10 protein-coding genes are annotated in these 11,874 nt (G+C 72.3%); 6 read left to right on the top strand and 4 right to left on the bottom strand.

Annotated features, from left to right (window positions below; all coding sequences use genetic code 11):
* Positions 1-97 precede the first annotated feature (97 nt).
* Together FB474_RS02690 and FB474_RS02685 are read left to right on the top strand one after the other, a co-directional pair.
* A complete protein-coding gene (locus tag FB474_RS02690) occupies positions 98-604 on the top strand; it encodes a SigE family RNA polymerase sigma factor (RefSeq protein WP_141787254.1) in 507 nt (168 codons plus the stop codon).
* Positions 597-2,015, top strand: coding sequence for a hypothetical protein (locus FB474_RS02685; RefSeq protein WP_141787253.1), 1,419 nt, complete (start codon positions 597-599; stop codon positions 2,013-2,015). The genes FB474_RS02690 and FB474_RS02685 overlap by 8 nt, the downstream gene beginning before the upstream one ends.
* 82 nt (positions 2,016-2,097) lie before the next feature.
* On the opposite strand, the gene sucD is transcribed toward FB474_RS02685, so the two are convergent.
* Both sucD and sucC read right to left on the bottom strand, forming a co-directional pair.
* Positions 2,098-2,988 (bottom strand): succinate--CoA ligase subunit alpha, encoded by an 891-nt coding sequence (gene sucD / locus FB474_RS02680; RefSeq protein ID WP_141787252.1) that lies wholly within the window; start codon positions 2,986-2,988, stop codon positions 2,098-2,100.
* Between the two features lie 18 nt (positions 2,989-3,006).
* Complete coding sequence (gene sucC / locus FB474_RS02675; protein WP_141787251.1) at positions 3,007-4,188, bottom strand: ADP-forming succinate--CoA ligase subunit beta; 1,182 nt, start codon at positions 4,186-4,188, stop codon at positions 3,007-3,009.
* 177 nt (positions 4,189-4,365) lie between these two features.
* Here sucC and FB474_RS02670 point away from each other — a divergent pair, with 177 nt between their 5' ends.
* Positions 4,366-4,866, top strand: a complete 501-nt coding sequence (locus FB474_RS02670) for a hypothetical protein (protein WP_141787250.1) — start codon at positions 4,366-4,368, stop codon at positions 4,864-4,866.
* A 20-nt stretch (positions 4,867-4,886) separates the two neighbouring features.
* On the opposite strand, the gene FB474_RS02665 is transcribed toward FB474_RS02670, so the two are convergent.
* A complete protein-coding gene (locus FB474_RS02665; RefSeq protein WP_246092010.1) occupies positions 4,887-5,429 on the bottom strand; it encodes a class I SAM-dependent methyltransferase in 543 nt (180 codons plus the stop codon).
* Between the two features lie 273 nt (positions 5,430-5,702).
* Positions 5,703-7,781, bottom strand: a complete 2,079-nt coding sequence (locus FB474_RS02660; protein WP_141787249.1) for a M4 family metallopeptidase — start codon at positions 7,779-7,781, stop codon at positions 5,703-5,705.
* A gap of 345 nt (positions 7,782-8,126) precedes the next feature.
* Between FB474_RS02660 and FB474_RS02655 the strand changes: the two genes are divergently transcribed.
* The 3 genes from FB474_RS02655 to FB474_RS02645 all read left to right on the top strand — a co-directional run bounded on the left by FB474_RS02655 (position 8,127) and on the right by FB474_RS02645 (position 11,860).
* Positions 8,127-10,055, top strand: a complete 1,929-nt coding sequence (locus FB474_RS02655) for a CocE/NonD family hydrolase (protein ID WP_141787248.1) — start codon at positions 8,127-8,129, stop codon at positions 10,053-10,055.
* A 75-nt stretch (positions 10,056-10,130) separates the two neighbouring features.
* Positions 10,131-11,030 carry a M15 family metallopeptidase gene (locus FB474_RS02650; RefSeq protein WP_141787247.1) on the top strand — a complete coding sequence of 300 codons (900 nt, stop codon included), beginning with the start codon at positions 10,131-10,133 and terminating at the stop codon, positions 11,028-11,030.
* On the top strand, positions 11,027-11,860 hold the full coding sequence (locus tag FB474_RS02645; RefSeq protein ID WP_141787246.1) for a hypothetical protein: 834 nt from the start codon (positions 11,027-11,029) through the stop codon (positions 11,858-11,860). Before FB474_RS02650 ends, FB474_RS02645 begins: the two co-directional genes overlap by 4 nt.
* The last annotated feature ends 14 nt before the right edge of the window (positions 11,861-11,874 follow it).

Below are 11,874 nucleotides of genomic sequence, written 5' to 3'. Positions count from 1 at the left end.
GATGTGATCCCGGCAACCTTGAAGGGGTGCCCCGCGTCTGGTCCCCCGACGGCCCGCCCGGGCCGGGGGGTTGGACCCGGGGGACACGGGAGGTGTGATGAAGGGCAGCGCCGGCGACAGCGAGCGCGAGTTCGACGAGTTCTACCGGCAGGGGGCCCGTTCGGTCGTCCACGTGGTGTACGTCGCGACCGGAGACCTGACCCTGGCCCAGGACTGCACGCAGGAGGCGTTCAGCCGGGCCTGGCAGCGCTGGGACAAGGTGCACGCGTATGACGACCCGATGGCCTGGGTGCGCACGGTCGCCCGGCGTCTGGCGATCTCCGCGTGGCGCAAGCGGACCGGCCAGGAGCGGGCGTACGTCCGGCACGGGGCCGAGGCGCACACCGACGGGCCGACCGAGGACCGGGTCGCGGTGCTCGCCGCACTGCGCGAGCTGCCCGAACCGGTCCGGGAGGCCCTGGCGCTGCACTACCTGGCCGACCTGTCCATCGACCAGATCGCGCACGAGACCAACACCCCCGCAGGCACCATCAAGGCGCGCCTGCACCGCGGCCGGGCCCTGCTCGCTCAGGCCCTTCGTGCAGAGGAGCACCACCATGGCTGAGCTGGATCCGGGCCGCTGGTCCGCCGCCGACGACGAGCTCGTGCGGGGCGCCCTGGCCACCCTGCGTCGGGACGTCGAGGCACTCGAGCTGGCGGACGTGCGGTTCGTCAAGGCCCGTGGCGCGGCCCGCCGCCGGCGCACCGTCCTCGCCGCGGCCGCGGCAGCAGCGGCGGCCGTCCTGGTCGTCGGCTACGTCGGCTTCAGCGGGCTGGGGGGCCATCCCTCCTCGCTGCGCCCGGCGGTCAGCACCAGCCGGTCGAGCGCGAGCACGACCACGCCCACGTCCGCCACGACGCCTGCCGATGCCGGCGTCCCGTTGCCGGTGCCCGGCGACCTGCCCGTCTCCGCCGAGTGGCAGCGGGCGCTGGGGATCTCCGAGACCGTGGTCATCGCCGACTTCAAGGAGTCCGAGGGCGGTGCGGTCATGGACTGCGCCAACGTCGGCGAGCCGGGCACCCGGGCGCACGCCCAGTCGGTCAACGCCGAGCCCCCCGGCCTGCAGGCCGACCAGCGGGTCTACGACAACCCGTCGGCCACCACCGCCGACCGGGCGGCCGACACGGTGGTCAGCCAGCTGCTGACCTGCTCGAGCGGTGGGGCCCCGGTGAAGCCTCCGAAGGTGTCGATCGTGGCCGACTCGGCGTGGCCCAAGGTGTTCAGCGGCGTCGGTCCGGCGAGCACCGAGTGGTTCGTCGTCACGCACTCCGGCTCGAAGGTCGGGATCGTCACCATCACCGAGCCGGGCGAGAGCGGGAAGCACCGGTGGACGGTGTCGCAGGTCCAGGACATCGGCGCGGTCGCGCAGCGCCGGCTCGGCGGCGACCTCGGCGGCGCCGAGCCCACCAGGCCCTCGACCGTCGCGGTCGACGAGCAGATGCCCGTCGCCGGCACCCGGCCGCTGCTGCCGGCGAGCCTGTTCGTGGCCGCGTCCCAGTGGGCCACGCCGGGCGTCTCCGGTGGTGACGCCACGCACGCGGTGACGGCGGACTTCGAGGGTGGCGCGCAGGTCCACGAGTGCGACGTGGACACCGCGATGGACATGACCTCCTCCGCGGGCCGGTTCGGGATCGTCACCGTCGCCGACGAGGTCGACGGCACCATCCTGGGCCGGCAGCGCATCCGCCTGACCGCCTCGGCCGCCGCCGCGCGGGCGGAGGCCGACCGGATCGCCCACGGCATCGCCACCTGCGGCAGCCGGGTGCCCCACGTCACGGTGACCCAGGACCCGGCTCACCCCGGCCTGTTCCGGGTCGTCGGCGCCGAGCCGGGGGCACCGAAGGCCGTGGGCTGGCTCGGGGTGTCGGTGCACGAGGGCACCCCCGCGGCGGTGAGCACGCTCTACCTGCGCAGCCAGACCTCGCAGGGGTTCAGCGAGCTCGACCGGCTGCTCTCCCTCGCCCGCCAGAAGTAGCCCCACCATGAAAAGCACGGCGGGCCGGCCACCTCGAGGAGGTGACCGGCCCGCCGTGGTGAGCTGCCGTGGATACGGTGGCTCAGCCCAGGTTCTTCATGATCTCGCGCATGAGCTCCGCGGTCTCGGACGGCGTCTTGCCCACCCGGACGCCCGCGGCCTCGAGGGCCTCCTTCTTGGCGGCCGCGGTGCCCGAGGAGCCGGAGACGATGGCGCCGGCGTGGCCCATGGTCTTGCCCTCGGGGGCGGTGAAGCCCGCGACGTAGCCGACGACCGGCTTGGTCACGTGCTCCTTGATGTAGGCCGCCGCGCGCTCCTCGGCGTCGCCGCCGATCTCGCCGATCATGACGATCGCGTCGGTCTCGGGGTCGGCCTCGAACGCCTCGAGGGCGTCGATGTGCGTGGTGCCGATGATCGGGTCACCGCCGATGCCGACCGCGGAGGAGAAGCCGAACTCCCGCAGCTCGTACATCATCTGGTAGGTCAGCGTGCCCGACTTGGAGACCAGACCGATGCGGCCGCCGCCGGAGATGTCGGCGGGGATGATGCCGGCGTTGGACTTGCCGGGGCTGATCAGGCCGGGGCAGTTCGGCCCGATGATGCGGGTCGTGCCGGCCTGCTGGGCGTAGGTGAAGAACTCCGCGGTGTCCTTGACCGGCACGCCCTCGGTGATGACCACCGCGAGCGGGATCTTCGCGTCGACGGCCTCGACGACCGCGGCCTTGGTGAAGGCGGCGGGCACGAAGATGACCGAGACGTTGGCGCCGGTGGCCTCCATGGCCTCGGCGACGGAGCCGAACACCGGCACGGTGACGCCGCCGTCGAACTCGACCGTGGTGCCGGCCTTGCGGGGGTTCACGCCGCCGACGATGGTGGTGCCCGAGGTCAGCATGCGCTGGGTGTGCTTCATGCCCTCGGAGCCGGTCATGCCCTGGACGATGACCTTGCTGTTGTCATCCAAGAAGATTGCCATTGCGAGATTCCCGTTCCGTCAGTTCGCCGCGGCGAGCTCGGCAGCCTTGCGGGCCGCGCCGTCCATGGTGTCCTCGATGGTGACGAGGGGGTGGTTGGCCTCGGCCAGGATGCGGCGGCCCTCCTCGACGTTGTTGCCGTCGAGACGCACGACCAGCGGCTTGGTGGCCTCGTCGCCGAGGGCCTTCAGCGCGCCGACGATGCCGTTGGCGACCGCGTCACAGGCGGTGATGCCGCCGAAGACGTTGACGAAGACGCTCTTGACCTGCGGGTCGCCGAGGATGATGTGCAGGCCGTTGGCCATGACCTCCGCGGAGGCGCCGCCGCCGATGTCGAGGAAGTTGGCCGGCTTGGGCTCGCCCGGGAACTCCTCACCGGCGTAGGCGACCACGTCGAGCGTGGACATGACCAGGCCGGCGCCGTTGCCGATGATGCCGACGGAGCCGTCGAGCTTGACGTAGTTGAGGCCCTTCTCCTTGGCCGCCGCCTCCAGCGGGTCGGCCGAGGCCTTGTCCTCGAGGGCCTCGTGGGCCGGGTGACGGAAGTCGGCGTTGCCGTCCAGGGTCACCTTGCCGTCGAGGGCGATGATCGAGCCGTCGACCGTCTTGACGAGCGGGTTGACCTCGACCAGCGTGGCGTCCTCCTCGCGGTAGACGTCCCACAGCTTCTGGATGACGCGGGCGATCTCGTCCTTGACGTCGGCGTCGAAGCCGGCGGCGTCGACGATCTCGGCGGCCTTGGCGGCGTCGATCCCGACGATCGGGTCGACCGCGATCCGGGCGAGGGCCTCGGGGCGCTCGACGGCGAGCTGCTCGATCTCCATGCCGCCCTCCTTGCTGGCCATGGCCAGGTAGGAGCGGTTGGCGCGGTCGAGCAGGACCGAGAAGTAGTACTCCTCCGCGATCTGCGCGCCCTGGGCGATCATCACCTTGTGGACCGTGTGGCCCTTGATGTCCATGCCCAGGATCTGCTCGGCCGCCGCGGCAGCCTCGTCGACGCTCTTGGCGACCTTGACGCCACCGGCCTTGCCGCGGCCACCGGTCTTGACCTGGGCCTTGACCACGACCACGCCGCCGCTCTTGGCGCCGATGGTCTCCGCAGCCGCACGGGCTTCCTCAACAGTCTCGGCGACGGCGCCGTCCAGCACCGGTACACCGTGCGCCTCGAACACGTCGCGCGCTTGGTACTCGAAAAGATCCACGAGCCGAATCCATCCTCGTCATCGAAGGGATTGTCCGAGCGGAGCCTAGTCCCGCGGTATGCCGTGCAGGACCGTGGGTGGGCCCCGCAGGGGCCGATGGGAGCAATCTCACCTGCAGCGACACCCCTCGCCCGGCGCCGGGCTGCACCCCCGGTGCCGGGTCGGCATGATGTCCGTGTGCCTCCCCTGACGCGCCTCGTCCTGGCCCTGGCCACCACCGTCATGGTCGGCGCCTGCGGCTCCACGTCCGGCTCGTCGCTGTCGTCGCCCGCCACGACGAGCACCACCGCCGCCGCCGGCGGGTCCCCCACGTCGCTGTCCGCACCCCTGACGGTGACGCGTTCGGGTGGGGTGGCGGGCTTCCGCGACCGGCTCGTCATCGGCACCGACGGGGTGACCTCGGTCAGCCGGCACGGCGAGCCGACGGGCAGGTGCCGGGTGGACGAGGCGTTGATGCACCGCATCGCCTCGGCTGCGGCAGGGGTCGGCTGGTCCTCCCTTCGCCCGCCCGCGACCCAGCCCCGGCACCCCGACGACCTGGTGGTCGTCGTCTCCTCCGGACGCTCCGGCGCCAGGATCGAGGACCCCGCGCTGACGCAGCTGGCCGAGCCGTTGACGCGCCTGCTCGCCGACGTGACCGCCCCGGCCGGCCAGCGCAGGCTCTGCACCACGGTCTGACCCTCAGGCAGCCGCTGGCGCTACCGGCCCGGCACGGCCTCCGGCGGGCGCCTGGCGCTGATCAACACCTGGGCCCTCCCCGAGGGCCCGCCTGGTGCCAATTGCAGCTGCGCGGTGGGCTCCAACCCGGCTGCGACGATGAGATCGCCGAGATGCTCGGGCTGCCACAGGTGCGTCGTCCACGTCACGGGAACCCCGCCGTAAGCCTCGGTCCGCGGGAGGTCGCCTTCGCCGACGTGCGTCCCGATCAGGGCGTGTCCTCCCGGGACGAGTGCACGGGCGAACGACGCCAGCACCTCGGGCAGGACGTCCCGGGGGAGGTTGAACAGGGACCACCAGCCGAGGATCCCGCCGAGCGAACCTGCTTCGAGGTCGAGCTCGGTGGCCGATGCCACGGCGAACCGCAAGCCGGGGTGGAGGCGCCGGGCGTGCTCGACCATCCTCGGCGACAGGTCGACGCCCGAGACGTCGACGCCGAGACCGGCGAGATGAGCGGTGATCGCGCCGGGGCCGCAGCCGACATCCAGCACGGGCCCGAGACCGCGGACCTCTTCGGCGAACACGGCAAGACCAGCCCGCAGCCACGGGCGGTCGGCGTCGGCCCTCGCCCGCGACGCGCGGCCCCACCCGTGTCCCCGTCCGCCGCCGGACCGGGCGCCTCCCGGGGCGTCAGCCCCCTGGTCCCCGGGAGGCGACCGCTCCGGCGTGGTGGGTGGTCCGGGCTGCCGCGGTGCGGCACGGCATACCCGCGTGGCATCAGCTGCAGCCGCCCGGCACGGCGGTGCCGGCCCCTCGGGTCGAGGGACCGGCACCGGGTTGTCCGTGTTGCCCTGCGGTCAGCTCGTGGCGACCGAGGTGTCGTCGAGGAAGAAGCTCGTGGCCAGCGAGGAGTCCTCGGTGCCCAGGAACTTGATCGTGACGGTCTTGCCCTTGTAGGCGCTCAGGTCGAGCGACTTCAGGACGTAGGACGAGCCCTTGTTGAGGTTGGAGTACGTCGCGAGGGTCGTCGTGGTGGAGCCGTCGATGACCTGGGCCTTGAGCGTGTCGTAGGCGGAGGTCGTGGTCGTCTCGGCCGAGGAGACCTTCAGGTAGAAGGACAGCGTCGCCGAGGTGGCCGTGGACGGGATGGCGACCGACTGCTGGGCGTAGTCGGTGCTGGCGGTGCCGTAGCCGTTGAGCCAGCCGTACCAGGAGCCGGTGCGCGGGGTGGCGCTGGCGGAGTTGGTGATCACGCCGGAGGTCGTGGTCCAGCTGACGTTGCCGGACTCGAAGCCGGGGTTCTGCAGCAGGTTGCCGCCACCGCCGCCCCCACCACTGGTGCCGCAGGTCTCGGTCGTGGCCGGGACCGCGATGGCGGTGAAGGCCGCCGCGATGTTGGTGCACTGGGTGCTGCCGACGCCGTAGAGGTCCTTGGCCGCCTTGATCGCGCCGTTGCGGGCGTCCGCGTAGGTGCTCGTGGAGGTCAGGTAGGTCGTCAGCGTGCGGTACCAGACCTTCGCGGCGGCGTCGCGGCCCACGCCGGTGACGGTGGAGCCGTCACAGGTGGGGCTGTTGTAGGCGACGCCGTTGATGGTCTTGGCGCCCGAGCCCTCGGAGGCCAGGTAGAACCAGTGGTTCAGCGGGCCCGAGGAGTAGTGCGGGTCGAGGGTGCCCAGCGTCGCCGACCAGCAGTCCTTGCTGGCGCCGTCCTTGGACGGCTTGTCCATGTAGCGCAGCGGGGTGCCGTTGCCGTTGATGTTGATCTTCTCGCCGATGAGGTAGTCGCCCACGTCGTTGGCGTTGTTGGCGTAGAACTCCACGGCGGTGCCGAAGATGTCGCTCGTGGCCTCGTTGAGGCCGCCCGCGTCACCGGAGTAGGCCAGCCCGGCCGAGTTCTCCGTGACGCCGTGGCTCATCTCGTGACCCGCGACGTCGATCTCGGTCAGCGGGTGCGTGTTGCCCGAGCCGTCGCCGTAGGTCATCTGGGTGCCGTCCCAGAAGGCGTTGACGTAGCCGTTGCCGTAGTGGACGCGGGAGCGGACACCGGTGCCGTTGTTGAAGATGCCGTTCCGGCCGTGGGTGTTCTTGTAGTAGTCCCACGTGACCTGGGCGCCGTAGTGGGCGTCCACGCCGGCCGAGGCGCGGTCGCTGGTGGAACCGTTGCCCCACACGTCGTCGGCGTCGGTGAACAGGGTCCCGGCGGGGCCGCTGCCGACCGGCGGGTCGGTCTGCCCGTTGAGGTCGGTCGTGTAGTTGCCGCCGCGGTTCGGGTCCTTGAGCTGGTAGCTGCCGCTGAGCTGGGTGCCGATCGAGACCGACCCGCTGTAGATCGAGTTGCCGGTGCCGGTCTCGATCTCGTCCCAGCTGGCCAGCGTGGCGCCGGAGGTGGCGTCGACGACCGTGTGCAGACGGCTGGGCGTCTGGTCGGCCTTCACCCCCGTGGTCACCACGTCGTAGGCCAGGCGCGGGGTGCCCGAGCCGGCGTAGACGACGAGCTCGTCGGCCGACTTCTGCACGGGGAACCGCGAGGCCTTGGCACCCTGGGCCAGCGCCGCGGAGCGGGCGAGCTTCGGGGTCGTGGAGGGGACCTCGGCCTTGCCGGAGGCGTTCCAGCTGACGCCACGGACGGCACCGGCCTTGTCGCGGTGCACGACGAGGTCACCACCGATGACGCGCAGCCCGGCGAAGGTGCGCTCGTAGCGCACGTGCGTGCTGCCGTCCGGGTCGGAGATGACGTCCTTCACCGTCAGGGTCTCGCGCTTGTCGAGCCGCAGGGCGTGGCCCATCGCGTCGGCCTTGGCCTGTTCGGCCGAGATGGCGGGTCGGGCGGCGGGGCCAGGGGTGGCGGCACCCGGGAGTGCGCTGGCTGCGGGAGCGGACGCAGCTGCGGCGACCAGGGCGCACCCGAGCGCCAGGCCGGTCGTGAGTCGTTTCAAGCCACTTCTCCTTGGTGAAGGGTCCTGCACCCGGGGGAGTGCAGGACCGTCGAAACCGCCTGTGAGGTCCGGCTGAGCAGCCTGTGCGGCTGCTGTGAGGCGGTCTGCGCAGACAACTCGGCGGGCCGGACCGGGGTCAATGCCTCAGACGGAACCTTTGCCAAAGGCGTGTTAACCAGCGGAAAACGCCTGTCGCAGAAGCGCTTTCACCAGTGCGGGGTAAAGGGTTGCTGTGCCGGAGGGCAAACCTGCAGGTCAGACAGGAAGCCGACAGCGGCTACCGGCGCGTAACCGCGGCGCCACCGGCCTCGTTGGGCGGGCAACGTCGACGGAGGGACCCTGCTCATGCGCCGCCCATCCCTGAAGGCCCTGGCCGCCACGGCCACTGCCGCCACGGCCACTGCCGCCGCGGCCATGCTCGGCACGACGGCACTGGGCCTGGCCCCCGCGGCCCTCGCGGCTCCCCCGCCGTCGGCCGCCACCACCGCGCTCGACCAGGTCGACACCTACACCGGGCTGCACTTCACCGTCCCGGCCGGCACCGACGACCAGGGCCGCCCGCAGACCTGCGTCATCGACGCCGACCTCTACAAGCCGCACCATGCCGACGCCGCTCACCCGGTGCCGGCGATCCTGACCACCAACGGCTTCGGCGGGTCCAAGGCCGACCAGGCCGGGCTCGGCCGGGCCTTCGCCCAGCGCGGGTATGCCGTGCTGTCCTACACCGGCCTCGGCTTCCCCGACTCCGGCTGCAAGATCTCCCTCGACGACCCCGGCGTGGACGGCGTCGCGGCCTCACACCTGGTGACCTTCCTCGGGGGCGGCGGCAGCGCGGCATACGACTCCTCCGACCTCGCGGGCACCTCCGGTGGCGCGGGCACGCTGGCCGTGGACTTCACGAAGCTGGACGACCCCGCCACCCACGACCCGCGGCTCGGGATGATCGGCGGCTCCTACGGCGGGCAGATCCAGTTCGCCACTGCTGCAACGGATCCGCGCGTCGACACCTTGGTCCCGTTGATCACCTGGAACGACCTGCGCTACTCCCTGGCGCCCAACAACACGGCGTTCACGACCGGGGTCACCTATGCCGACCAGACGCCCGGCACCGAGAAGGTGGGCTGGACCGGGCTGTTCTTCGGCGTGGGCATCGCCGACGGGATCCAGGGGGCTGCCATCGACCCCGCACGCAACGTCGGCTGCCCCAACTTCGTGCAGGAGGCGTGCCTGGCCAAGGCCACGCTGGACACCGCGGGCTACCCGACGACGGACACGTTCCGGCTCACCGACCGCGTCTCGGTGGGGCACTACCTCGACAAGGTGCACATCCCGGTCTTCCTCATCCAGGGCGAGAACGACACGCTGTTCAACCTGCAGGAGGCCGTCGCCACCTACCGCGGGCTCAAGGCGCGCAAGGTCCCGGTCACCATGGCGTGGCAGTCCTGGGGCCACTCCGGCGGCGCCCACGGCAGCAGCGGCGCCGCGCCGGGCGAGCTCGACCTGAGCGGCCAGCAGATCGAGGGCACCTACCTCGGGCAGCGGATCAAGGACTGGTTCGACCACTACCTCAAGGGCAGCGCGGTCGGCACCGGACCGGAGTTCGCGTATTTCCGCGACTGGGTGAGCTACACCGGCAACGCCGCCCCTGCCTACGCCTCGGCCAGCTCCTACCCGGTCGGCAGCCCGAAGGCGTGGTACCTCTCCGGCTCCGGCGACCTCGTGTCCAGCCGCGCCGCCGTCGCGCCGGGCTCCGTCTCGTGGACGAACCCCGGCGCCGGGGCGTTCGGCTCCTACTCCGAGGTCTCCGGCCTGGAGGGCCAGGTCCCGGCCGGCACGCTGCCGCCGGGCACCACCGCGCCGTTCGACACGCCGGGGACCTTCGGCGCCTGGACGAGCGCTCCGCTGACCACGCCGGCGACCGTCGTCGGCGTGCCCACCCTCGACGTCCGCTTCTCCGCCCCCACCGTTGCCGCCACCCAGTCGGCCGGGCCGGCGGGCCAGCTGCAGGTGTTCGCCAAGCTCTACGACGTGGCGCCCGACGGGAGCAAGACCCTGGTCAACAAGCTGATCAGCCCGGTGCGGGTGGGCGACGTCACGCGCAGCGTCCACATCGAGCTGCCCGGCATCGTCCACCGGGTCGAGACCGGGCACCGGCTGCAGCTGGTGCTGGCCGGCAGTGACGCCGCCTACAAGAACGCGTATGCCGTGCAGCCGGTCACCGTCACCGCCGACCCGCAGGCGCCCGCCGTGCTGCGTATCCCCCTGGTCGGCTGATTCGGCACACAAGCCCCAAAGGGGGCACACTGGCCGTCACCGGGGGACCACCTGCACCCGACGGACGGACACCTCATGCGCGCACGGCTCCACCGCGCGCCGGCGGCTCTGGCAGCGGTCGGCAGCGTGCTCGCGCTGGCTGCCTGCGGCCCCGCCGCCGCGCCGGCCGCCGAGGGCTCCACCTCCTCGTCGACGGCCGCGCCCACCCCGACCACGACCACCATCACCTCGGTGCCGAGCCCGACGAGCGCCACGACCACGACCACGGCTGCGGCCCGCCAGGCCCGGCCCGGCACCGAGATGCTCGCCCCGGTCCCCCGCGCCGGCGCCGAGCCGCGCGTGCGCTTCCCGGCCAACGCCGCCGCCGTCGGCGCCGGTGCGAACGCCCGCGTCAGCGCCGTCCCCGACGCCGTCTGGTCGCGGATGGTCGGCTACTCGTGGACGCCCGGCTGCCCGGTCGGTCGGGCGGACCTGCGCTACGTGACGGTGAACTTCTGGGGCTTCGACGGCAAGCGCTCGCGTGGCGCGGTCGTCGTGCACGCCGCGATCGCCACCCGCACCGCGCAGGCGTTCACCCACCTCTACGACCAGCGGTTCCGGATCCGGCAGATGCGGGTCATGGACCGCACGTGGGGCCACAACCCCAAGGGTCCGGGCGCCAACGACTACGCCGCGATGGACGCCGACAACACCTCGGCGTTCAACTGCCGCTACGTCGGGGGCCAGGAGGAGCGCAAGCAGTACTCGGGCCACGCGTACGGGCGCGCGATCGACGTCAACGACTGGGAGAACCCCTACCGGGACGAGCAGGGACGGATCTGGCCCGACCAGTGGTTCGTCACGCACCGCTCCCCCGCTGCAGGCGTGTTCGCCGGCTCCGGCAGCGCCGCGGTGCGCGCCTTCACCGGGCTCGGCTTCCGCTGGGGCGGTCTGTGGGCCGCCCCCGACTACCAGCACTTCGAGGTGAGCCGATGACCCCCCGACCGCTCCTGGCCGCGGGCCTCGTGGCCGCCACGGCCCTGCTCGGCTCCGCCTGCACGCCCGGCGTGACGATCCGGCCGGCGGCGATGGACCGCACCCCGGAAACCACCTCGGCCAGCCCGACCTCGAGCACGACCACCGCGACGCCGACGCCGAGCACGACGACGCCGAGCACGACCCGCAAGCCGGTGCCCGCACCCCGGCCGAAGCATCCCGCCTCCAGCGCACCCAGCCGCGAGGTGGCCAGGACGCCGACCGCGGCCGTGTGCCACGGCATACCGTCCTCGGTGTCCGCCTCGCAGGTGGTGCTGGTCGACGCCTACGGCGCCAGCGCGACGGTCCGGGCCTGCGCGCGCAGCCACGGCACCTGGGTCAGCCAGCTCGGGCCGTACTACGGCCACGTGGGCCAGCGGGGCGTGAGCTGGTCCAAGCGCGAGGGCGACATGACCACCCCGGCCGGCACGTTCCCGCTGCGCGGCGGGTTCGGGCCCTACGGCAACCCCGGGCTGGACGGCATGTGGTTCACCACCGGCTCCAGCGACGTCTGGGTCGACGACCCGGGCTCGAGCCTCTACAACACCCACCAGCACACGCCCTCCAACGGGCGGTGGGACAGCGCGGAGCCGCTGCTGAAGTCACCGGCGTACGACTACGCGCAGGTGGTCGGCTACAACGAGGCTCGTACCCCGGGCCGCGGGTCGGCGATCTTCTTCCACGTCGACCTCGGCCACGGCACGGCCGGGTGCGTGTCGATCCCGTCCTCGGCTCTGCGCGCCGTCATGCGCTGGGAGCGCCCCGGCGCGCTGATGACGATCACGCCCTGAGCCGGCGGGGTCGG

It is taken from the genome of Oryzihumus leptocrescens, from assembly GCF_006716205.1.
GTDB classification, from domain to species: domain Bacteria; phylum Actinomycetota; class Actinomycetes; order Actinomycetales; family Dermatophilaceae; genus Oryzihumus; species Oryzihumus leptocrescens.
Note: the sequence above shows the minus strand (reverse complement) of the source record. Positions and strands in the feature narration are given on the sequence as shown.

What these genes read in the sequence shown, in the direction of transcription:
- FB474_RS02650 (WP_141787247.1), top strand. Translation starts at nt 10,131, where the DNA reads ATGCGCGCACGGCTCCACCGCGCGCCGGCGGCTCTGGCAGCGGTCGGC.
- FB474_RS02685 (WP_141787253.1), top strand. Translation starts at nt 597, where the DNA reads ATGGCTGAGCTGGATCCGGGCCGCTGGTCCGCCGCCGACGACGAGCTC.
- FB474_RS02655 (WP_141787248.1), top strand. Translation starts at nt 8,127, where the DNA reads ATGCGCCGCCCATCCCTGAAGGCCCTGGCCGCCACGGCCACTGCCGCC.
- FB474_RS02690 (WP_141787254.1), top strand. Translation starts at nt 98, where the DNA reads ATGAAGGGCAGCGCCGGCGACAGCGAGCGCGAGTTCGACGAGTTCTAC.
- FB474_RS02645 (WP_141787246.1), top strand. Translation starts at nt 11,027, where the DNA reads ATGACCCCCCGACCGCTCCTGGCCGCGGGCCTCGTGGCCGCCACGGCC.
- sucD (WP_141787252.1), bottom strand. Translation starts at nt 2,988, where the DNA reads ATGGCAATCTTCTTGGATGACAACAGCAAGGTCATCGTCCAGGGCATG.